Here is a 20,621-nt window from a genome sequence, read left to right as displayed (position 1 = left end):
ACCATCACTTGCACGCCGGACTGACCGACCGTGCCCGCACATGGTCGCGCAGCTCCGCGTCCAGCGCCGCCTTCGCGGACAGCACCTCGTCCAGCGTCCGGCCCGTGACCGCCTCGCGGATCGCGAACAGCACCAGGCATCAAGGACGCGGCGTGACCTGGAAGCAGGCCCTCACCCAGTCGATCGTCACGCGTGTTGCGGCGTCGCGCTTGAGATGATTTTGCACGAGCAGCCAGACATCGCGCCGTTTCGGCAGCAGCGTGGCGCGCAGGCTGCGGTCGGCGAGCAGGCCTTCGCAGCTGTGCTCGGGCAGCACGCCGACGGCGTGATGCGACTGGATCATGGTCCTGATGATACGGACATTGTCGGTGATGCAGCGGACGTTCTTTAGTCGCTTCGCCCGCAGGAACTGCTGTTCGGGAATGGTGTCGAGTTCGTCCGGATAGACGCAGGCGACCGGGTCGCCGGAGCGATCTGCGGGCTCGAAGAAATACAGCCTGACATCGCCGAGCTTGGAGATGGTGAAGTCGCCCTTCTCCGGCTTGCGCAGGCGAATGGCAAGATCGGCCTGCCAGCGCGAGAATTTGACGTTGCCGCTGGAGGTTAGGAATTGCAGGGTCAGACCGGGATGATCGCGCAGAAAGCTGCTTGCCCGCGGCGCCAGCAATTCTTCGGCAACCGCGTTGGTCGAGGCGATGCGCAGGCGGCCGACCGGCCCGGGCTGGCTCTCCTTGATGCGGTCGATCGCCGCGACATGGGCGGCCATCGCGCCGACATGCTCGATCACGGCCTCGCAATGGCGTGTTGGCCGCCGCAACCCGTCCACCGCATCGAACAGCGGCACGCCGAGATCGCGCTGGATGCGCGCGAGCCGGCGCCCGACGGTGGTCTCGTCGATGCGCAGCCGCGCGCTGGCACCGGCATAGGTCCCCTCGTCCCTCACCGCGGCAATGATGCGCAGATCGTCCCAGTTCATGCTGGCGAGCCTAGCAGGCGATGCCGCATCCTGCAAATTTGCAGCCGTAAGCTGCAATAGTCCTGCACAATGGCAGTCCGCTGCTGCGCTAGTGTCGCGCCACCGATGTCCCTGGAAGGCCCGACCAGCATGACCGCTCCCAAGACCCTGCTCGAACTCGCCGGCGCCGATCTCGATCCGCCAAAGCTCAATGAATCCTGCCTCGTGCTGATCGACATCCAGAACGAATATTGCGCCGGCCCGCTGGCCCTGCCCGATGCGCAGCCCGCGATCGCCGTGGCGGCGCGCCTGCTGGTGAGGGCACGGGAGAGCGGCGCTGTGATCATCCATGTCGCGCACAAGGGGCGCGCCGGCGGCCTGTTCGACCGCGAAGCTGCGCGCGGCGCGATCGTCGAACGCCTGACACCGCTCGCAAGCGAGCCCGTGATCGAGAAAGCGCTGCCGAACTCGTTCGCCGGCACCGACCTGCAAGCCCGGCTTGCCGCCACCGGACGCAAGAACATCGTGCTGGCCGGCTTCATGACTCACATGTGCGTCTCTTCGACCGCCCGCGCGGCGCTCGACCTCGGCTTTCGGACGACGATCGCGGCCGATGCTTGCGCCACCCGCGACCTGCCGGACGGCCGCGGCGGCACGCTGGACGCCCGGACAATTCACGCGGTCGCGCTGGCCGAGCTCTCGGACCGCTTCGCGATCATCGCGCAGAGCGATGCGCTGATTTGAGGGAGCATACGATGCTGCAACTCTATTTCTTTCCGATGGCCTGCTCGCTCTCGAGCCGCATCGCGCTGATGGAGGCTGGTATCGAGGCGCAGTATCACCTCGCCCATATCTGGACCAAGCAGGTCGTGGATGACGGCAGTGATTTCCGCGGCGTGTCGCCGAAGGGCGCGGTGCCGGTTCTGGTGCTGGAGAACGGCGAACGGCTGACCGAGAGCGCGGCGGTGCTGCAATACATCGCAGATGTAAAGCCGAAGGCAGGCCTTGCACCGGAGTTCGGCGATCCCGATCGCTATCGTCTCCAGGAATGGCTGAGCTTCGTCGGCGCCGAGATCCACAAGGCGTTCCTGTTTCCGACCTTCTGGTACAAGGACGAGGGCTCGCTCGCCAAGCCGCGCGCGAGAATCACGCAGACATTGTCGGTGCCGTCGGCGCATCTGGCGGAACGCGAATTCCTCGTCGGTGACGGCTTCACTGTCGCGGACGCGCATCTTACCTGGGCCTTGCTGCTGCTGCGGCCGGCGGGCGTCGACATCGCGCAATGGCCGTCCTTGTCGGCCTATCTTCAGCGCATGCAGGCGCGGCCGGCCGTGCGGCAAGCGATTGCAACCGAAATGGCCCTGCGCAAGGCAATGGTGTGACCGGACGTCACGGTCGCGAATTCCGAGCGCTGTCCAGGCGAGGGCATTGAAGTCGACGCGGCATGCGCTAATCTGGGGGATATTTTCGAATATTTGCCCGGAAGGCATTCATGAGTGCTCTTTCCAGATTGTGTTTCGCCGGATTTGTCCTGCCTGGACTTTCCCTGCCCGGTTTTTGCCTGACGGTCTTCGCCGCGCTTGGCATCGGGCCTGCGTCGGCGGAGACGCGGGTGGCATTGGTGATCGGCAACGGGGCTTATGTCTCGACGGCGCAACTTCCCAACCCGTCGCACGACGCCGAGGACGTCGCAAACTCGCTCAAGCGCAGCGGTTTCGAGGTGATCCAGGGCGTCGACCTGCGCCAGGCCGACATGCAGGACCTAACCATCCGCTTCGCGCGCGCCGCGAGCAGGGCTGACGTCGCCATATTCTACTACAGCGGCCATGCGATGCAGTACAACGGCGTGAACTATCTGATGCCTGTCGACGCCGCGCTGACCGATGAGGCCGACCTCAAGCGTTTCGTGCGGGTCGACGACATCGTGAACGACCTGCAACAAGCCAAGAACCTGCGCATCCTGGTGCTCGATTCCTGCCGCGACAATCCGCTGGCCGACATGCTGAAGCGCTCTGCGACGCGCGCGGCCTCGGTTGGACGCGGCCTGTCGAAAGTCGAGGCGCCGCGCGGCACGATCGTGTCGTTCTCGACGCAATCAGGCCAGGTCGCTGCCGACGGTGCCGGCCGCAACAGCCCCTACACGACGGCGTTCCTGAAACATATCGAGGAGCCGCACGAGATCGGCGATATCTTTCGCGACATCAGCAGCGATGTCTATGACGCCAGCGGCAAGACGCAGCTTCCGGAGCTCTCGCTCTCGATCATCGGCAAGTTCTACCTGAACGGACCGGTTTCGGTCACGATCGCTCCCGCGGCTCCGCAAGGCCCGCCGCGGGCCGACCCTTGCGCATCCGCGGAGGCGCACTGGAAGGCCGCCGACACGATCGGCACCGGCGGCGCCTTCGAGGATCATCTGGCGCGATTTTCGAGTTGCAGCTTCGCCAGTCTCGCCAAGGCCCGGATCGAGGGCCTGAAGCAGAAGGTGGCGCTGGCGCCTGCGACCGGCGAGAGCAAGACATTCGACGGCAAGACATTCGACGGCAGGTGGGACGTCACCGTGAACTGCGTCGGTGCCGGTAAAGCGTTGGGCTACACCCGAGCCCTGTCGGGTACCGTGGCGAACGGCGTATTTCATGCCGAAGATCTAGACCAGCGCACGAACAGCACCCTCGTCATCGACGGACAGATACCGGCTGACGGGAAGACCACGCTCACCGCCCGCGGCCTCACCGGTCCGAGCGCCTATACCATTAACAATTCTGCCCCCGGCTCGCCTTACGCCTACACGATCGACGCGCAGTTCGAACGCACGCGCGGCAGCGGCAAGCGCAACGAGGCGCGTGCCTGCAATCTGGTATTCGTCAAGCGCTAGCCGCAGTTATACGCCGGTCTGGCTGATGAATTTGGTGTTGAAGTAACCCTCCATGGCTTCGATACCGCCTTCCGAGCCGTAGCCGGAATCCTTGATCCCGCCGAACGGCACCTCGGGCAGCGCGAGACCAAAGCTGTTGATCGACATCATGCCGGCCTCGACAGCCGCGCCGATCGCGGCCGCGGTCTTGGCCGAGCTGGTGAAGGCGTAGGACGCCAGCCCAAAGGGCAGCCGGTTGGCCTCCTCGACGGCGTCGTCGAATGACGAGAAACGCGAGATCAAGGCGAGCGGGCCGAACGGCTCTTCGTTCATGGCGCGCGCATCCTTCGGCACGTCGCTCACAACGGTCGGTTCGAAGAAATGGCCCTTGTTGCCGACGCGCTTGCCCCCGGTCTCGAGCTTTGCGCCCCTGCCGACGGCATCCTGCACCATGCCCTCGATGGCGGTGACGCGGCGCGGATTGGCGAGCGAGCCCATTTTCGACTCGGGATCGAGGCCGTTGCCGACCTTGAACGTCCTGGCGCTGTCGACGAACTGGTCGACGAATTGCCGGAACACGTCGTCCTGCACCAGCATGCGCGTCGGCGAGATGCAGACCTGGCCAGCGTTGCGATATTTTGCTGCCGCCAGAATCTTCGCGGCCGACGTGACATCGGCATCTTTGAAGACGATCGCCGGCGCATGGCCTCCGAGCTCCATGGTGGAGCGCTTCATGTGCAGGCCCGCGAGCGCATTGAGCTGCTTGCCCACATTCGTCGACCCGGTGAACGAGATCTTCCGGATCACCGGATGCGGGATCAGATATTCGGAAATCTCCGAAGGCACGCCATAGACGAGGTTGATGACGCCGTCCGGCACGCCGGCGTCGGCAAAGGCGCGGATCAGCTGCGCGGGCGACGCCGGCGTCTCCTCCGGCGCCTTGACGATGATCGAGCAGCCGGCGGCGAGCGCCGCGGAGAGCTTGCGCACGACCTGATTGATCGGAAAATTCCACGGTGTGAACGCCGCGACCGGGCCGACCGGCTCCTTCATCGCGATCTGGTAAATGCCGGGGCCGCGCGCCGGGATCAGCCGGCCATAGGCGCGTTTGGCTTCCTCGGCGAACCACTCGATCACGTCGGCGGCGGCCATCGCCTCCATCTTCGCTTCACCGAGCGTCTTGCCCTGCTCCATCGTCAGCAGCGGCGCAATCTCGTCGTTGCGGTCACGCATGATCGCAGCCGCCTTGCGCATGATCCGGCATCGCTCGAACGGCGCGATATTGCGCCAGATCTTGAAACCCGCAGCAGCAGCCGTCAGCGCCTCGTCGAGGTCGGACCGGCCGGCATGCGCAACGGTGCCGATCACCTCTTCAGTCGCGGGATTTCGGACTTCGATGATCTTGCCCGAATGAGCCGGTCGCCATGTGCCGCCGATGAAGAGCTGTGTGTTCGAATAAGCCAAAGGAGTCTCCTTTTACGTCGAACTGTGACAGATAGCGTCCGCGGCGCGCGTCATCTCGGGGCCGAGATAGGCGCGGAAGCGCGGCTCGGCGCTCAGCTCACGGAAGTCCGCGATCCGGCTCACCCCACCGCCGGCCACGAACAGGAATTGCCCGGCGATCTCGGCGAGGACGTCGAGGTGCCAGCTCGCCGTCGGATGCATGCAGAGGATGACCAGCTTGCCCTCGTCTCGCAGCTTGCGGAAGAAATCGAGCATGAAGCCGATATAGCCGTCCTGCAGGTTGAACTGCGGTTCGTCGAACAGGTGAACCAGCGGCGTCCGGGTCGGCGACGGCGCCAGCAAGGCGGATGGAACGCGCTTGCGGAACCGCCTGACCTGATAGGACTGGTGATAGTGGATCGCGAGCCGGTCGCGCTCGCGATACTTCACGCCGTGGATGTCCGTTCCCGCTACCAGCACGCGCCCCGACGTCGGCGCGTTGGAGCCGGTCATCATCTCGAACAGGGTCGTCTTGCCGGCACCGTTCGGCCCGACGACACCGACGATGCCGGGCTCATCCAGCGACAGGTTTGCCTGAAGCGTGAAGGTCGGATGACGGATGATGCGGCCCTTCGTATAGACCTTGCGGATATCATCGAGCACGAGCAGCGGTGCGGCCACTTATTGTACTCCCAGCAGGCGCTGCCGAAGGGAACGATCATCGCGCAGGACAGCGGCTTCGCCGGTCCAGACGATCCGGCCGCGATCGATCACGGCGGCATGGTCTGCGACCGACAGTGCGATCTCGGCATTCTGCTCCACAACCAGCGAGGCGATGCCCTCGTCCTTCATGCGCAAGATGGTGGCGAGCACGTCGCCGACGATTTTCGGCGCCAGGCCCTGGCTCGGCTCATCGAACAGCACCAGCCCGGGCGAGCCGACCAACGCGCGCGCAATGGCGACCATCTGCATCTCGCCGCCCGAGAGGTTCTCGCAATCACGCTCCATGAGATATTCGAGCGGCGAGAAGATCGCAGCGGCCTCCTTGACGCTCCAGTTGCGAAAGCGCGTACGCTTCTGCGCGATCGCCAGGTTGCGCGCCACCGACAAGGTCGGACACAGTCGCCGATCGTCCGGCACCCAGCCGACGCCCGCGCGCGCGATCTCATGGGTCGGATTATGCGTCACGTCGCGCCCGTCGAAACGGACGGCGCCGCGGCGCGGGCGCGACAATCCCAGAATCGAACGCAGCATGGTGGTCTTGCCGGCGCCGTTAGGTCCGAGGAGCGCAAACACCTTGGCTTGCGGGATGGCGAGCGAGGCCCCGAACAGCGCCTGGGTTTCGCCGTAGAAAGTATCTACCCCATCCACTTCGAGGATCATGCGAACTTCCCGAGATTGGAGCGGCGTACCCAGTCGTTCTGTTGCAACTCGTGCGGCGTGCCGCGCGCGACCACCTGACCCCAATGGATGACCGAGATGCGGTCGGCGAGCGAGAACAGAAACTCCATGTCATGCTCGATCGCGACGATGGTGAGCTTGCCTTTCAAACGCGCGACAAGCGCGGCGAGGCGCTGCACGCCGTCGGAGCCGAGGCCGGAGGTTGGCTCGTCCAGGCACAGCACGCGGGGCGCCTGCGCCAGCGCCACCGCGATCTCCAGCGCGCGGCGGTCGCCATAGGAGAGGTCCCTGGCTCGGATGTCGCCCCTATCGACAAGCCCCACTGCGGCAAGCGCTTCGGATGCCTTCGTTGCAAACTGGCTATCGCCGGCCGCGGCACGGGCAACATCGAGGCCACGGGCGCGAAACTCGGGCAGGCCCATCATGACGTTGTCGCGGGCGGAGAACTCGTCGAACAGCGTCATGATCTGGAACGAGCGGGCGATGCCCTTGGCGGCAATGCGGTGCGGGGGCAATCCCGTGACATCCTCCCCGCCAAGCAGGACTTTGCCGCGGCTCGGCTTCACTCTGCCCGTGAGGACGTTGAAGAAGGTGGTCTTGCCCGCCCCGTTGGGGCCCATCACGCCGTGAAACTCGCCCTCGGCAACCGCAAGATCGACGCTTTCCAGCACGACGCGATCACCGAATCGGACGTGCACGCCTGCAGCCTCGATCATGCTCATCGCCCGCCTCCGGCCAACAGCCGCATCGCTGACGTGCCGCGGCGCCGCAGCGCATCGAGGGAATGCCGGTGCACGGCGGCCGAGAGCGCGCCGGCAATGCCTTCTGGACGGAACAGCACGATGGCGATGAACAGCAGACCGAAATAGAGCATCCAGGCGTTGGTCAACGCACCGATCACGTCGCGCGCGATGAGGAAGAGAAATACGCCGATCACCGGGCCCCAGAAGCTGACAAGGCCGCCGCCGACCAGCGTCATCATCACCACGTAGCCGGATTGATGCAAGCTCATGACATCTGGGAAGGCGGCGAGTTGCGCCATCGCGAACAGTCCGCCGGCAAAGCCGGACACGGCAGCCGACAGCGCGAAGACCGATGCCTTGTAGCGCCACACATCATAGCCGAGATGGGCGGCGCGAATCTCGCTCTGCTTGATCGCAGCGACGACGCGGCCATAGGGCGAGTGCACAAGTCGCCACAATGCGGCCGTCCCGACCGCGAAGACGGCGAGCACGAAATAGTAGAATGCGACGTTGTCGGTGAGGTCGAACGACACCAGGCCGAAATCGGCCGGCAGCCGCTTGATCTTGAGAAGTCCGTCCTCGCCGCCGGTGATCCGGTGCGACTTGATTGCCAGGGTCCAGAAGATCTGGCCAAAGGCGATCGTCATGAAGGCGTAGTAGATGCCGCGCCGGTGCGAGATGAACAGCGCCACCAGCACTCCGGCAAGCCCAGCCGCGGCAGCTGCGGCAGCAAGACAGACCCAGAGATTGGCAGCAATATCGAGCTGGCAGAGCCCGAATGCATAGGCCCCGATGCCGAAATAGGCGCCATGTCCGAACGACGGAAGTCCGGCCGTGCCCAGCACCAGGTTGAACGCCAGCGCATAGAGGGACCAGATCAGGATCTCAATTCCCAGATAAGGATAGAGCCCGATCCGCGTGATCCAGAGCGGTAGCGTTGCCAGCACGAGCCAGAGCACCAGCATCGTCGGCGTGACGAGGCGCGCGGCGTCGGATGAAGCTTTTGATCCCACAATCATTCCTCAGGCCTCGAGCACGCTTTTCTTGCCCCACAGGCCCCGCGCACGGAAGGTCACGACGGCAACGAGCAGGATGTACATCGACAGCAGCGACCATTCGGACGCATAGGCGCCGGCAAGCCCGACGCAGAGCCCGACCAGCAATCCGGCCACGACTGCGCCCCAGAAACTGCCGATGCCACCAAGCACAATCACCAGGAATGCGGGGATGACGGCATCGACGCCCATATGCGGACGGATGCCCCAGATCGGCGCGACGATGATGCCGGCGACCGCGGCCAGCATGGTGCCGAACACGAAGACCAGCAGGCGCAATCGCGACAGGTTGATGCCGAGCGCGCGGACGATCTCGCTGTCATGAGCGCCGGCCTTGACGGTCGCGCCGAACGAGGTCTTTTCGATCAGCAGCCAGACCAGGCCGATGACCCCGGCCGCGATGCCGGCGGCGTAGAAGCGGTAGGTCGACCAGATCAGATCGCCGAACAGAAAGCCGCCATTGATGGCGGACGGCACCTGCAGCACATAGTCGCGCGTGCCCCAGACCAGGCGGATCAGCTCCTCGATCACCATCGCGGCCCCGAAGGTCAGGAGCAGTCCGTAAAGTGGATCCTTGCCGTAGGTGCGACGCATGCAGAACTCGATCAGCATGCCCACCAGGCTTACGACCGCGGGCGCGATGACCAGCGTCGCTGCGTAGCGCCAGCCGAGCGGGAGCGCCAGCCACACCTTGGCAAGATCGGCCGGTAACGGCGGCCGCGGTCCGGTCAGCTGCATGGCGACATAGGCGCCGAGCGCGAACAGAGAACCGTGCGCAAGGTTGATCTGCTCCATCAGCCCGACGATGAGCATAAATCCGAGCGCGATCAGCGCGAACAAGAGGCCGAGCGTCAGGCCATTGAGGAGATGCGGAAGAAGGTCGAACAAGGTCTGGATCTCGCAACTGGCATTTGCTCACACCCGGGACACAGATGACCCGGGCACGCGGCGCGCGGTTTGCGCGCCGTCCGTTCTGCGACGTGGCGGGTCGTCTCTAGGAATCGACGGTCGGCACCTGCTCGTAGGGCGTGAGCTTGCACTTGCCGGGTGCAGTATCGTCGGCGGCCGATTTCGGCTCGGTCCAGCTAATGAGCTCGTACAGGTCGGTATTGTCGGCCGGCTTGGCGTTGCGGCGCGCCAGATAGATCGTCTGCTGCATCTGATGCGTCATCGGATCCATGTAGGCGTCGAAATGCTGCATGCGATCGGTCGCGGAGACCTTGAGGTTCTCGAGCTCCTTGATGATCTTGACGTTGTTGGTCGACCCTGCCCGCTCGATCGCACGGAGCAATTCGCGCGTGGACATGTAGCCGTTGTAGGAGACGTTGCCCGGCACCGGGATCGGGCCATCCTTGTTGGCGGCCTGCCATTTCTTGACGAACTCGGCGACACCGGGCAGCTGCAGCTTGTGATACCACGTGGTGCCGAACACGCCGAACAGGCTGTCGGGCGCGCCCCAGACATCGGGCCAGTCCTGCTGGTTGTTGATCCAGGCCGGCTTGCCGTCGAGCTTGAGCTGCGCCACCTGCTCGCGTAATGCCTTGATGTCGTCGCCGCCGATCGCGGTCGCGACCACGTCTGGTTTGGCCTGCTGGATCTTCAACAGATAAGCGGTGAAGTCCCGCGTGTTCTGCGGCACCAGGAGATTGTCGAGAATCTTGCCGCCGGCCGCCTCCACCTGCGCCTTGGTCGCGGCAGACGTGGTGTGACCCCACACGTAGTCGTTGGTCAGCAGCATCCAGTTCTTGCCGATGGAATCGACTGCGTTCTTGACCGACGCCTTGGAGAAATTGGTGCCGTTGCCGTCCCAGACGAATTTCACGCGCGAGCAGTTCTCTCCGGCCTCGCTCGGCGCGGAGGAATTGGTGTTCATGTAGATCACGCCGTATTTGCTCGCGACCTGCGTGATGGCGTTGGCGACGCCGGAATGCAGCGCGCCGATCAGGATGGTGCAGTCCTCGCGGGTGATGAAGCGTTCGGCGACGCGGCTGCCGGTGGCCGGCGTCGTCTCGGTATCCGCAGTGATGTAGGTGACCTGGCGGCCGAGCACGCCGCCTTTGGCGTTGAACTCGTCGATCGCCATCTTGATGCCGCGGAAATCATCCTGGCCGCTGTTGCCGTATTGACCGCTGGCATCGCAGGTCAGCCCCAGCTTGATCGGCTTTGCACCTTGCGCCCACGCGTGATTCTCTTTCCACGGACCAAAGAAGCTGCCGGTGCCGCCGATGACGCTCGCCATCAAGCTGCCCTTCAAAACGCTTCGCCGTGAGATCTGACGCCCTCTCATCGTTTCCTCCCGTTTTCGAAATCTTTTGCTTTTTTGTGGGATTAGAATATTCATTCCATTTGTTATGTAAAGTGGAATATTTGGTCCAAACCGCGAAATGCCGTTAAACAGCGACCGATCCGGAGAGAATCGAGGCAATGAACAAGTCAGAAGGCGCGATGAGCTACGACGAGCTGCGCGGCGCGATTGCGCAGCGGCACCGGGCGCTGTCCGGCCGGTTGCAGCAGATCGCGGAGTTCGTGCTCGATCACCCGACGGACGTCGCGCTCGGAACTGTGGCGGAGGTGGCGCAGCGTTCGGGCGTGCCGCCGTCGGCGATCGTTCGCTTCGCCCACGCGCTCGGATTCGGTGGCTTCACGGAAATGCAGCAGGTGTTCCGCTCACGCCTCGTTGCCGGCGTCGCGCCGAGCTACAAGGCGCGGCTCGCCCGCATGAAGAGCGAGGAGAAATCGGTGCTCGGGCGCCGGCCGGCCGCGGTGCTGTCGCGCTTCGTCTCGGAAGCGCAATCCTCGCTGGTCGCGCTGAGCCAGTCCGTGCATGCGCGCGAGCTCGACGCCGCAACCGGCATCCTTGCGAAAGCGCGCGACATCTATCTGCTCGGCCTTGGCGGCTCGTTTCCGGTTGCGACCCACCTCGCCTATGTGCTGCGCAAGCTCGGACGGCGCGTCGTCCTGCTCGACGGCACCGGTGGCAGCATCCACGAGCAGTCGCATGCCGCAACCGTGGAGGACGCACTGGTCGCGATCAGCTTCCGGAACTACTATCCCGACACGGCACGGCTGTTTCCCGAACTGGTCGCGCGCGGCGTCCCCACCATCTCCATCACCGACAGCCTGTTGAGCCCGATTGTCGAAGGCGCGCATGTTGTGTTCGAGATCCAGGACATGCCGGAGCCGGCGCTGCGCACGCTGGTCGCACCGATGTGTCTCGTGCAGGCGATGGCGATCGGCCTCGACCTCGCGGCCGATTAGGGTTTCACAACAGGAGAAGATCATGGCAGCACATGACGGGAAAGTATTGGCAGGCCAAGTGGCGCTGGTGACCGGCGCTGGCCGCGGCCTCGGACGCGCCTTCGCGGAGAAGCTTGCAGAGCTCGGCGCCGACGTCGCCATCCACGGCATGCGCGAGAACGGGCCGGCGGAATATGGCGAAGGCACGACGCTGACCGCGGTGGCCGCCGAGATCGACCGGCAATTCGGCGTCCGCAGCCAGCGTGTGCTCGGCGATCTCACCAAGGGCGAGGACATCGCGCGCGTGATTGCCGAGACTGAAGCCGCGCTAGGCCCGATCGACATCCTCGTGCACAATGCCGGCGGCGACATCGCGGCCGGGGGCGGCAAACCCGATCCGAACGACGCGGTCCACATCAAGGAGGCCGACGTGCGCGCGGTGCTGGAGCGCAATCTGCTCTCGACCATCCTGACCTGCCAGGCGGCCGCCAAGGGAATGATGGAACGCCGGCGCGGCCGCATCGTCACGCTTGGCTCGGTCGCTGCTTTCAAGGGACGCACCAACGGCTCGATCTATGCGGTCTCGAAGGCCGGCGTGACGCATTACACGCGATGCCTCGCCGACCAGCTGCGCCCCTACGACATCGCCGTCAACTGCATCGCGCCCGGCGATACCCGCACCGGCCGCTTCCTCGGCACGCGCGCGGTGGACCCTGACAGGATGGTCGAGACCGGCACGCTCGACCGTATCGCCACCGTGGACGAGGTCGCACGCGTCGTCGAGTTCTTCGCAGGTCCCATGGGCGCGTTCGTCTCCGGCCAGGTGCTGCGGATCGACGGCGGCGGACAGTGCTGGCCAGGCTGAGACAGGTCCGCGGCACACGAAAAGGAAAAGGGCCGCAGCAAGCGGCCCTTTTGCATCATCGCGAATGAGCCCAGATCACTCCACGCGCGCCAGCACCGCGAGCTTGCGGATGCCCTTGTTGCGGTAGGCATCGAGGAACGCGTAATAGTCCTTGAACGACACGCAGCCGTTGGAATCGCCGTTCGGCCCGAGCATGAAGGTGTGGGCGAGCAGGCCGTCGCGGCCGTAGATCGCGCTCTCGCCGCCGATCGGGGTCAGGCGCAGCGCGGGCACGCCGTGGAACAGCGCCTCGCGCGGCTTCAGCGTGTAGATGTGCGGCGGTGTCACGCCGCGCATGCGGGTGCGCTGGGAGCGCGGATCGTCGAGATTGGAGCCGAGGCCGGAATGCGCCTCGAGCTTGGTGCCGTCGGGCAGATACACCGTCTTGGCAGTGATGTCGTAGACCGCGGTATCGCGCTCATAGGGCGGCGCGCCGCCCAGCATCGGATTCTGCTCCTTCGGCGCGATGGACGCAGTGATGCTGGCATCGGCCGAGGCATAAGCGAGCAGCCCGCCGGACGGCTCGCGCTTGCCCCAGAGTTTTTCGACCATCGAGGGACGAGGGCCCGTGATCGACATCACCGCCGCCTTGGCGCGGTCGGCAATCGACTTCGGCTTCGCCTCGGGTGCCGGCACGATCTGGGCCGGATCGGCCGAGGCAAGCTGCATCTGGGCATCCGGAGCGCGCTTGGCCTTGTCCGTTGTCTTGTCACTGGTTTTGGTCGGTGCCGACGGCTTCAGCGCTTCCGCGACCTTCGCGATCACGCTCTGCTTCGGCGCGTCCTTGGCGACCGCAACCTGGATCGCTGGCGCGGCGCTGGCCGCATTCGAGGTCACGCCCTGCGTCGCCGCCGCGGCAAAGCGTTCGTTGAACATCTCGCGCGAAATCGGCGTGGCGACCTGCAACCGGTCAGGCAGGAGCGCAAAAGTTTCCTTGATGGCGTCGCCGACCTCGCGCAGCGCGACCTTGGGTGCACGCTTGATCACCGGCTCATCGTAGCCAATGCTGCCGACCGTCGGATAGACGCTGGCGCCGAGCACGTTGTTGTAGATGGTCCAGCCGGCGCCCATCACGACGCAGCCGATCGCCGCGGCGCCAAGCCAATTGGTCCTGGTCATTTTCCGGGAAGACTTCCGAAGAGAATTCTTGGACTTCCGTGCCGCGTTACTCTGCGTAGCGATACTCTTACTCATTCGCCTTGCGTCCAGGACGGTGTCACTCGGTCCCCCTTCAAAGTGCCGCTGGTCACGATCCGGGAACAGCATCTCGCAGAGGGGCGGAGCGTCATTAAGGCGACTTTTAGTTAAATGCGGATTAAGTTCGGGCGGATGTAGGGCAGCTCGTCGACGCTGTCTCATTCTGAGAAAAAGTCCGCAAAGCTACGGACTTAGGCGCGTCTGTTAACCATAAATTCTCGGCCGGATCGGCGCATTAGCGGACGTCTCCGGCCGCCTCTCTAAGCGCATCCAACCAAGTCCTTTTCGTGGTCTTTAATGCCCGCACGATGACGGGGGAGCATTGCGCGAGGCTGGCATCATGGCCGCTCGCGGTGGCCGCGCATGCCCATCATCTCGCGCCGCGCGGCACTCAGGTGCCACGGTCCCTGACTGAAAGTTGATCGCGCCGCTCTGGAAAAGGCTATGCGAAGGAAATAACTCGTAGAGCGGCGCTTTTCGGCAGCCTCTGCGTGTGATACGGTACCGTATCAATATCGCTTTGAACTGTGCCGCGCATGCAAACGGAGGCTGGCTTGAGAAGGTTCGCGCACGCCGGATGTTACGCCCTGGCCTGGTTGTCTTTATTGACGGGATATGCGGCCGCGCAGCCTGTCAATGCCGGTTGCACAGCGTCGGTTTCCACCGCGAGCACACAGATTTGGCGCTGCGACAACGGCATCACAATCGTTGCAGAAAACGGCGCCAGATTTGAACTTAAGGACGCCAACCGCGACGGACATATAGACTCCGTGGAATTGAGCAGCAAAGCGCTGCTGATCGAGGTGCCCAGGAAGCCCGGCGGCAATCCCTTCAAGGTGCTGACCCCGCAGGCGATTGCCGCGGTGCGCGGCACCAGATGGGCCGTCGATGTCGCTGAGACCAAGACATCCGTCTTCGTCGCTGACGGCCGTGTCGGCGTCAGCCGCAGGACCCGCGGGCGCGGCGTCGTTCTAGGCCCCGGCGAAGGCGTCGACGTCGAAGCGACCGGCCCGTTGACCGTCAAGACATGGGGCCAACCGCGCGTCGACGCGCTGATGGCAAGACTTGGTCGATAAGACTTGGTCGATAAGACTTGGACGCTAAAACTTAGACGATAAGGCTTGCACGACAAGGCTTGGTCGACAGAACTTAGAACAAAGAAGATTGCAGTACGTAGTGACTAGACGCGTTCAGATCCTGGTGGCCCTCGTCCTCACCGCGCTGTGGGGCGCGGGCATCTATGCCGCGCACGCAGGCGGCCATCTGCGCTTTCTCGACGGCCTCGAAGCGACGCTGACCGATTGGCGGACCCAGGTCCGCGGCGTGCAGCGTCCGCCTGATCTCGTCACCATAGTCGCGATCGACGATACTGTGGTGAAGCGCGGCGGCAGCTATCCGTTGCCGCGCGCGGACCTCGCCCGTGTCGTCGATACCATCGTGCAGTTCAAGCCGAAGGTCGTCGCGATCGACCTGCTGCTGGTCGACCGCAGCGCCGCGATCGGGGATGCCACGCTGGCAAACACGCTCGCCACCGGCCCCATGGTGCTCGCCGCCGCGGCGATCTTTCCCAGCGCCAGCGAGACCGTCGACGCCAGCAGCCAGGGCCCCCTCGCCGTACTGCCGCAGGCAGAACGCTTCTTGCTGCCATTGCCGGCGTTTGCCGACCACGCCGAGGTCGGCGTCGTCAACGTCGCGACGGGGCAGTCGGGCTCACCTCTCTCGGTGCCGATGCTGTTCCGGACGCACGACAAGGTCGAGCTGTCGTTCCCCTTGCGCGTCGCCAGCCGCGCGCTCGACAAGCCGCTGACGATCGCGCCGGATCATCTCATGCTCGGCGACCGCGCCGTGCCGACCGACACCGATTTCGCGCTGCCGATCACCTATTATGGTCCGCGACGCACCATCCGCACCGTCAGTGCGCAGAGCATCTTCGACGGCACACTCGATCGCGCCGTGATCGAGAACCGGATCGTCGTGATCGGCGCCTCCGTTGCCGGCGGCGGCGATTTCTATCCGACACCGTTCGATTCCCTGATGCCCGGTGTCGAGGTGGTCGCGACTGCGATCACGCATCTCGTTGCCGGCGATGGCGTCGTGCGCGACCGCAGGGTTCGTATCGCGGACGCGCTTGCTGCGATCCTGCTGCCGATGTTGCTGGTGGGATTGCTGGCCTGGCGGCGCAGCGCGCTCGGCATCATGGCGGCGGCGGCGGTGATGATCGCCTGGGCCGGACTCAATACGTTCGCGTTCACGCATGGCATCTGGCTGAATGCAGCAACCACGCTTGCCGCCGCGGTGCCCCCGCTTGCGATCTTCGCCGGTGTCCAGCTGTGGGCCGGGGGCCGCCGCACGCAATATCTCGCTGCAAAGAGCAATTCGCTCGCCAGGTTCCAGGCGCCTGCGGTGCAGGAATGGTTGGCGCGCGATCCGGATTTTCTGTCAAAGCCCGTCCGGCAAAACGCCGCCGTGGTGTTCATCGATCTCTCCGGCTTCACGGCCCTGAGCGAACGGACCGATCCGGACGCGGTCCAGGAGATCCTGAAGACATTTCACGCGCTGATCGACAAGACCGCGGTCGCTTGCGGCGGCACGATCACCGGCTTTCTTGGTGATGGCGCCATGATCCTGTTCGGACTGCCAGGCGCGATGCCCGATGATGCGGCACGCGCGCTGAAATGTTCGATCGACCTGCATCGCGGCGTCGACCGCTGGATTGCCTCGCTGCCATCAGCAATCGGCGATCGGCTCAGCTTCAAGATCGGCGCGCATTTCGGCGAGATCGTCGCCTCCCGCCTCGGCGAAAGTCACCAGCACATCACGGCGACAGGCGACACCGTCAACGTCGCGAGCCGGCTGATGGAGGTCGCCGTTCAGAATGGCGCGCGGCTCGCGCTGAGCGACCCGTTGCTCGATGCGGCCGACTTCCACGTGGCACCCGACGGCGTTCTGTCAGGCCCCCTGCTCGCCCAGGTCCGCGGCCGCTCAGGCATCGTGACCGTGTGGTTCTGGCGCGACCAGGACCGGCCGGACCAGGCAGCAGCCAGGGCCGAAATGATCGACTGAGGCGGCTAAAGCGCGATGCGATTAGGATGAATCGCCATCGCGCTTTAGGTTTGTTGTCCAAGCATGATCTTTTTCGGAAAACCGCTGCGCACTTTTCCGGATCATGCTTTAGCGCGCTTCCGGCGGCGGTGAGCGGTCCAGTACGTCGCCCTTGGCGCCTTCCAGCAGCTCGATGCCGTAGGTCTCGACCACGAGTGGCCCGCGCTTGCGCTGCAATTGCGCAACCTGCGTAACCTTGGCAAAGAGGTCGTTGAGGACAGGATGCCCCTCCGGGCGCAGCTCGTCGACATAGAGCAGCTTGCCCGCAAGCAGCTTTGGATCCGGCTCGCCCATGTTGACCCAGCGGATGCGCTGGTTCTGCTGCACCACGCAGGTGCCGCGCGGCAAGTGGAAGGCGAGCCAGCCCGTGGTGCCGTAGTCCTGCGCGAGCACGCAGGTCGCGCCATGATGCGCGCGGACGGCTTCGATTCCCGCGGCAAGCTCGCGCCAGCCGACCCCGACGCTGCGCACGGTGGCATCGCGGCGATATCCGGAGAGCCAGCCGGTGTTGGCCTGCACAATCAGCGCGGCAAACATCACGATGCCGACCGGCGCGGCCCAGCGCAGGCAGAAATCCACCAGGCGCCGCGCACGCGGTTTCCACTGCACGAGGTTGGCGGCGGCGGCCGCCGCGATGACGAAGGGTGGATAGACCGGCGCAAACCAGTTGGCCTCGACGCGGGCATGCAGCGAATGCCAGACGAAATAGGCGACGATGGTCCAGAACATCGTCTCGATCAGCACGCGCGAGGCCAGCGCGCCGGCGCGCCGCCAGGTCAGCGCGTGCAGGCCCATCGCCCCGAGAATGAACACGAGCGGGGTTGCGAAGGCGATCTGGGTCGGGATCAACTCGGCGATAAAGACCGGGCGAAAGTCCTCGATCTTCGCGCGGCCGAGCTGCTTTGCGAAGGAGACCCATTGATGGTCCGCATTCCAGAGGATCACCGGGGCGAACAGCGCGAGCGCAACGAGGCCACCGAGATAGGGCCACGGCGAGAGAAACCAGCGCCGTAGTTTCGGGACGGCAGCGAGCCAGATCAGGATCGCCAGCCCAAAGAACATCGCGGTGTATTTCGACAGCAGCGCCACGCCGACGGCCGCGCCGACTGCGAGCCACCAGGCACCGCGGCCGGTCTCCAGCACCTTGGCGAGGAAGAACAGCACGAAGCTGGAGGCGACCAGCAGCGGCGCATCGGGCGTCACGATCAGCGTGCCGACCGAGGCCATCATGGTCACGTTGAGCAGGATGGCGCTGGCCGCGGCCACCCGCGCGCCGCCGAACAGGATCGCGGCGGAGCGATAGACCGCATAGCTCATCGGCAGCGCCAGCAAGATCGAGACCAGGCGGACGCCGAGCTCGGTGTCGCCGGCGATCATGGTGCCGGCACGGATGACATAGGCGACCATCGGCGGATGATCGTAGTAACCGCCCGCCAGATTCTTCGACCACATCCAGTAATAGGCTTCGTCGAAGGTAACAGGCGTGAACGCGGCCGCGACCAGCCGCAGGGCCACCAGCGCGAGAATCAGCAGCGCGGTGTTGCGGACAATCCGCGCGTCAGCTCCCCCCATATCGCGCTATTTCTTGCGCCAGACGAACAGGCCTGACATCGCGTAGTTCCACACCACGCCCATCAGCGCCCCGGCCGCACCTGCCAGCCACCAGATCGGCTCCTGGTCGTACACCGAGAAGGCGACGCCGACATTGGCGAGCAGGCCGACGCTGCACACGATGTAGAAGGCGATCAGGCCGCGCAGCAGCGCAAAGCCCTTCAGCCGCTGGTCGCGATAGGTGAGGAAGTTGTTGAGGATGAAATTGCTGGTCATCGCGACGATGGCGCCGGCGGCCTGCGCCTCCGCGAACGGCGCCTTGAACAGCTGAAGTCCGATGAACAGCGTGGTGAGGTGCACCACGAGGCCGATGCTGCCGACCATCGCGAACAGGATGAAGCGCAGCGAGACGATGTCATTGCTCAGCTTGGCGAGGACGAGACCGAGGAAGTCGAGCGCGACCATGGAATCGAGCTTGCTCTCGCCGTGCTGGCGGGCACCGAAGGTGTAGGGTATCTCGACGGCCCGCAAGCCGCCGCGCGCCGTCGCGACGACGTCGAGCAGGATCTTGAAGCCGTGCACGGACAGCTTCGGCGCGAGCTCTTCGAAGCGATCGCGGCGCATCATGAAGAAGCCGCTCATGGGATCGGCGATTTCGACCCGCAGCATCTTCCTGGCGAACTCGGTTGCGAGCGCGCTGGCGCCGGCGCGCTGCTTGTTGAAGCCCTCGCTCTTGTAGCCCTCGATATAGCGGCTGCCGACGACGAGGTCGGCCTGATCGCTTGCGAGCAGCAACAGCATCTTCGGCAGCTGCGCTTCGTCGTGCTGGAGGTCGGCGTCGATCACGGCGACGAACGGCGCACTCGAGGCCAGGATGCCCTCGATACAGGCGCCCGACAGGCCGCGGCGGCCGATGCGGCGGACACAGCGCACGCGGCTGTCCTGCTGCGCCAGCGCGCGCACGACGTCCCAGGTGCCGTCAGGCGAATTGTCGTCGACGAACACGACCTCCCAGACGACGTTGGCGAGGGTCGCCGCCAGCCGGCGGTACAGCACCGTGACGTTGTCGCGCTCGTTGAAGGTCGGGACGATGACCGACAGTTCCGGCCCCTCGAGAGCCTGCGGCGGATTGTCGGAGCCCGGTCTGATCGCTTCATTCATGACGGCAGCGTATATCCGCCGCGTCCTACGCTGCCAAGCTCTTGCGCTGCCTGCCAAGCCGGGGGAGGTCTGTGGGAAATGACCCAAAGGGGTCCCAAAATGCCAACGACCCCGGAACGGCGGGCCGCGCGTACATCCGGCGCAAGCCCAAGCTATTCCAAGGTCGTCCCAGCGCCGGAGTTTTCGCTCAACGTCGCCGTTAGAAGCTAGATAGGAACGACAAAATCGCTTTGCAAGGGGCGAAAACCACGTTTTCTGCCCTATTGGTTGGGCACTTCCCGGATGATCGGGCCACGCGGCGCGGGTGCGGCAGGGGCTGCGGCGGCCGCAGCCGGGGCCGGCTCGACTTTCGCCGGTTTGGGCGGCTTGCCATACTGGCCGATCGGCCCGAACACGACGGCGACCGCGAGCACGGTCGCGGCGACGATCGCGCCCAAAATGCCTCCCACCGACTCAGACGACATGAACCCCACCCCTGTTCCAGATGTGCCCCCTGATACCACGGATGCGCGCGGAGCCGGAAGGGCTGCCGAGGGGGCGATGAGTAGGGAATGAGGCAATCCTGGCTTCTGCCCTGCTCACTACTTGCCCTTCCCTACTTCGCCGGCGGCCTGCGCTTGACGAAGGCGGTCACGATGTCCTTCTGCGCGGCTTCCACTGCCCTGTTTGCGGTCGCGAGATGGGCGCCGGCATCAAGGTTCGGATATTGTGTGGTGAGATAGTCGAGCAGCGCCACCCGGTAGTATTGCCGCTCCGACGGACAGGCGCCGGCAACCGAGCGGCCAAAATCCTGCTCCGTCATTCCCTGATTGCTGTCGCGCGAATATTCCCGCGCCAGGCAATGCCAGTAATCGTCGCGGCCCTGCTGGGCGAGCTTCCGCGCGCCTTTGGCATCGTCATCATCCGCCATCGCTGAAGATACTATGGCAGCAGATGTCATCATGACGAGCGCCGCTCCCACCACCAGCATCCGCATCTTGTTCTCCTTCTTCGCAGATCGCGCTGCCGAGCTTAGACTCGA

The 20,621-nt window shown here is 64.8% G+C and carries 21 protein-coding genes; 7 read left to right on the top strand and 14 right to left on the bottom strand.

Translation table 11 applies throughout. The annotated features are described in order from the left end of the window. Nucleotides 1-4 precede the first annotated feature (4 nt). Together IVB28_RS29400 and IVB28_RS10960 are read right to left on the bottom strand one after the other, a co-directional pair. Entirely contained in the window at nucleotides 5-133 is a 129-nt protein-coding gene (locus IVB28_RS29400) for a hypothetical protein (protein ID WP_256466984.1), read from the bottom strand. A gap of 6 nt (nucleotides 134-139) precedes the next feature. Then, a complete protein-coding gene (locus IVB28_RS10960) occupies nucleotides 140-976 on the bottom strand; it encodes a LysR family transcriptional regulator (protein ID WP_247526124.1) in 837 nt (278 codons plus the stop codon). A 129-nt stretch (nucleotides 977-1,105) separates the two neighbouring features. On the opposite strand from IVB28_RS10960, the gene IVB28_RS10955 reads away from it, so the two are divergent. From IVB28_RS10955 to IVB28_RS10945, 3 genes are all read left to right on the top strand, one after another. Then, nucleotides 1,106-1,699, top strand: a complete 594-nt coding sequence (locus IVB28_RS10955) for a cysteine hydrolase family protein (RefSeq protein WP_247526122.1) — start codon at nucleotides 1,106-1,108, stop codon at nucleotides 1,697-1,699. 11 nt (nucleotides 1,700-1,710) lie between these two features. Beyond that, the gene (locus tag IVB28_RS10950; RefSeq protein WP_247526121.1) at nucleotides 1,711-2,337 is read left to right on the top strand and encodes a glutathione binding-like protein; all 627 of its coding nucleotides are present in this window, start codon (nucleotides 1,711-1,713) and stop codon (nucleotides 2,335-2,337) included. A 110-nt stretch (nucleotides 2,338-2,447) separates the two neighbouring features. Then, the gene (locus IVB28_RS10945; RefSeq protein WP_247526119.1) at nucleotides 2,448-3,827 is read left to right on the top strand and encodes a caspase family protein; all 1,380 of its coding nucleotides are present in this window, start codon (nucleotides 2,448-2,450) and stop codon (nucleotides 3,825-3,827) included. A 6-nt stretch (nucleotides 3,828-3,833) separates the two neighbouring features. Here IVB28_RS10945 and IVB28_RS10940 read toward each other — a convergent pair whose 3' ends face one another. The 7 genes from IVB28_RS10940 to IVB28_RS10910 form a co-directional block, all read right to left on the bottom strand. Further along, the gene (locus tag IVB28_RS10940; RefSeq protein WP_247526118.1) at nucleotides 3,834-5,270 is read right to left on the bottom strand and encodes an NAD-dependent succinate-semialdehyde dehydrogenase; all 1,437 of its coding nucleotides are present in this window, start codon (nucleotides 5,268-5,270) and stop codon (nucleotides 3,834-3,836) included. A 12-nt stretch (nucleotides 5,271-5,282) separates the two neighbouring features. Beyond that, entirely contained in the window at nucleotides 5,283-5,930 is a 648-nt protein-coding gene (locus tag IVB28_RS10935) for an ATP-binding cassette domain-containing protein (RefSeq protein WP_247526112.1), read from the bottom strand. Further along, nucleotides 5,931-6,632, bottom strand: a complete 702-nt coding sequence (locus IVB28_RS10930) for an ABC transporter ATP-binding protein (protein ID WP_247526110.1) — start codon at nucleotides 6,630-6,632, stop codon at nucleotides 5,931-5,933. Continuing rightward, nucleotides 6,629-7,372, bottom strand: coding sequence for an ABC transporter ATP-binding protein (locus IVB28_RS10925; protein WP_247526108.1), 744 nt, complete (start codon nucleotides 7,370-7,372; stop codon nucleotides 6,629-6,631). The genes IVB28_RS10930 and IVB28_RS10925 overlap by 4 nt, the downstream gene beginning before the upstream one ends. Next, nucleotides 7,369-8,412 (bottom strand): branched-chain amino acid ABC transporter permease, encoded by a 1,044-nt coding sequence (locus IVB28_RS10920; protein WP_247526107.1) that lies wholly within the window; start codon nucleotides 8,410-8,412, stop codon nucleotides 7,369-7,371. Before IVB28_RS10920 ends, IVB28_RS10925 begins: the two co-directional genes overlap by 4 nt. Nucleotides 8,413-8,415: 3 nt before the next feature. Further along, a complete protein-coding gene (locus IVB28_RS10915) occupies nucleotides 8,416-9,336 on the bottom strand; it encodes a branched-chain amino acid ABC transporter permease (protein WP_247526105.1) in 921 nt (306 codons plus the stop codon). A gap of 106 nt (nucleotides 9,337-9,442) precedes the next feature. Next, nucleotides 9,443-10,687, bottom strand: a complete 1,245-nt coding sequence (locus IVB28_RS10910) for an ABC transporter substrate-binding protein (protein ID WP_247526103.1) — start codon at nucleotides 10,685-10,687, stop codon at nucleotides 9,443-9,445. Between the two features lie 185 nt (nucleotides 10,688-10,872). Here IVB28_RS10910 and IVB28_RS10905 point away from each other — a divergent pair, with 185 nt between their 5' ends. Beyond that, nucleotides 10,873-11,706: a MurR/RpiR family transcriptional regulator gene (locus IVB28_RS10905; protein ID WP_247526102.1), complete on the top strand. Its 834-nt coding sequence runs from the start codon at nucleotides 10,873-10,875 to the stop codon at nucleotides 11,704-11,706. 22 nt (nucleotides 11,707-11,728) lie between these two features. Next, nucleotides 11,729-12,550 carry an SDR family NAD(P)-dependent oxidoreductase gene (locus IVB28_RS10900; protein WP_247526099.1) on the top strand — a complete coding sequence of 274 codons (822 nt, stop codon included), beginning with the start codon at nucleotides 11,729-11,731 and terminating at the stop codon, nucleotides 12,548-12,550. 75 nt (nucleotides 12,551-12,625) lie between these two features. Here IVB28_RS10900 and IVB28_RS10895 read toward each other — a convergent pair whose 3' ends face one another. Further along, a complete protein-coding gene (locus IVB28_RS10895) occupies nucleotides 12,626-13,708 on the bottom strand; it encodes a DUF2778 domain-containing protein (RefSeq protein WP_247526098.1) in 1,083 nt (360 codons plus the stop codon). Between the two features lie 632 nt (nucleotides 13,709-14,340). Between IVB28_RS10895 and IVB28_RS10890 the strand changes: the two genes are divergently transcribed. Beyond that, on the top strand, nucleotides 14,341-14,862 hold the full coding sequence (locus IVB28_RS10890; protein ID WP_247526096.1) for a FecR domain-containing protein: 522 nt from the start codon (nucleotides 14,341-14,343) through the stop codon (nucleotides 14,860-14,862). 100 nt (nucleotides 14,863-14,962) lie between these two features. After that, the gene (locus IVB28_RS10885; protein ID WP_247526095.1) at nucleotides 14,963-16,849 is read left to right on the top strand and encodes an adenylate/guanylate cyclase domain-containing protein; all 1,887 of its coding nucleotides are present in this window, start codon (nucleotides 14,963-14,965) and stop codon (nucleotides 16,847-16,849) included. Between the two features lie 108 nt (nucleotides 16,850-16,957). Here the strand turns inward: IVB28_RS10885 and IVB28_RS10880 are convergent, their stop codons facing one another. The 4 genes from IVB28_RS10880 to IVB28_RS10865 all read right to left on the bottom strand — a co-directional run bounded on the left by IVB28_RS10880 (nucleotide 16,958) and on the right by IVB28_RS10865 (nucleotide 20,576). Further along, nucleotides 16,958-18,460 (bottom strand): glycosyltransferase family 39 protein, encoded by a 1,503-nt coding sequence (locus IVB28_RS10880; RefSeq protein WP_247526093.1) that lies wholly within the window; start codon nucleotides 18,458-18,460, stop codon nucleotides 16,958-16,960. Between the two features lie 6 nt (nucleotides 18,461-18,466). After that, nucleotides 18,467-19,600 (bottom strand): glycosyltransferase family 2 protein, encoded by a 1,134-nt coding sequence (locus IVB28_RS10875; protein WP_247526092.1) that lies wholly within the window; start codon nucleotides 19,598-19,600, stop codon nucleotides 18,467-18,469. A 260-nt stretch (nucleotides 19,601-19,860) separates the two neighbouring features. Next, nucleotides 19,861-20,064, bottom strand: coding sequence for a hypothetical protein (locus IVB28_RS10870; protein ID WP_247526090.1), 204 nt, complete (start codon nucleotides 20,062-20,064; stop codon nucleotides 19,861-19,863). A 131-nt stretch (nucleotides 20,065-20,195) separates the two neighbouring features. Next, entirely contained in the window at nucleotides 20,196-20,576 is a 381-nt protein-coding gene (locus IVB28_RS10865; RefSeq protein ID WP_247526089.1) for a hypothetical protein, read from the bottom strand. Nucleotides 20,577-20,621 lie beyond the last annotated feature (45 nt).

Origin of the sequence: Bradyrhizobium sp. 199, assembly GCF_023073355.1 — a bacterium.
In the GTDB taxonomy this organism is placed as follows: Bacteria; Pseudomonadota; Alphaproteobacteria; order Rhizobiales; family Xanthobacteraceae; genus Bradyrhizobium.
Note: the sequence above shows the minus strand (reverse complement) of the source record. Positions and strands in the feature narration are given on the sequence as shown.

What these genes read in the sequence shown, in the direction of transcription:
- IVB28_RS10960 (WP_247526124.1), bottom strand. Translation starts at nt 976, where the DNA reads ATGAACTGGGACGATCTGCGCATCATTGCCGCGGTGAGGGACGAGGGG.
- IVB28_RS10865 (WP_247526089.1), bottom strand. Translation starts at nt 20,576, where the DNA reads ATGCGGATGCTGGTGGTGGGAGCGGCGCTCGTCATGATGACATCTGCT.
- IVB28_RS10910 (WP_247526103.1), bottom strand. Translation starts at nt 10,687, where the DNA reads ATGGCGAGCGTCATCGGCGGCACCGGCAGCTTCTTTGGTCCGTGGAAA.
- IVB28_RS10905 (WP_247526102.1), top strand. Translation starts at nt 10,873, where the DNA reads ATGAACAAGTCAGAAGGCGCGATGAGCTACGACGAGCTGCGCGGCGCG.
- IVB28_RS10945 (WP_247526119.1), top strand. Translation starts at nt 2,448, where the DNA reads ATGAGTGCTCTTTCCAGATTGTGTTTCGCCGGATTTGTCCTGCCTGGA.
- IVB28_RS10895 (WP_247526098.1), bottom strand. Translation starts at nt 13,708, where the DNA reads ATGACCAGGACCAATTGGCTTGGCGCCGCGGCGATCGGCTGCGTCGTG.
- IVB28_RS10870 (WP_247526090.1), bottom strand. Translation starts at nt 20,064, where the DNA reads ATGTCGTCTGAGTCGGTGGGAGGCATTTTGGGCGCGATCGTCGCCGCG.
- IVB28_RS10925 (WP_247526108.1), bottom strand. Translation starts at nt 7,372, where the DNA reads ATGAGCATGATCGAGGCTGCAGGCGTGCACGTCCGATTCGGTGATCGC.
- IVB28_RS10920 (WP_247526107.1), bottom strand. Translation starts at nt 8,412, where the DNA reads ATGATTGTGGGATCAAAAGCTTCATCCGACGCCGCGCGCCTCGTCACG.
- IVB28_RS10950 (WP_247526121.1), top strand. Translation starts at nt 1,711, where the DNA reads ATGCTGCAACTCTATTTCTTTCCGATGGCCTGCTCGCTCTCGAGCCGC.
- IVB28_RS10875 (WP_247526092.1), bottom strand. Translation starts at nt 19,600, where the DNA reads ATGAATGAAGCGATCAGACCGGGCTCCGACAATCCGCCGCAGGCTCTC.
- IVB28_RS10880 (WP_247526093.1), bottom strand. Translation starts at nt 18,460, where the DNA reads ATGGGGGGAGCTGACGCGCGGATTGTCCGCAACACCGCGCTGCTGATT.
- IVB28_RS10955 (WP_247526122.1), top strand. Translation starts at nt 1,106, where the DNA reads ATGACCGCTCCCAAGACCCTGCTCGAACTCGCCGGCGCCGATCTCGAT.
- IVB28_RS10930 (WP_247526110.1), bottom strand. Translation starts at nt 6,632, where the DNA reads ATGATCCTCGAAGTGGATGGGGTAGATACTTTCTACGGCGAAACCCAG.
- IVB28_RS10900 (WP_247526099.1), top strand. Translation starts at nt 11,729, where the DNA reads ATGGCAGCACATGACGGGAAAGTATTGGCAGGCCAAGTGGCGCTGGTG.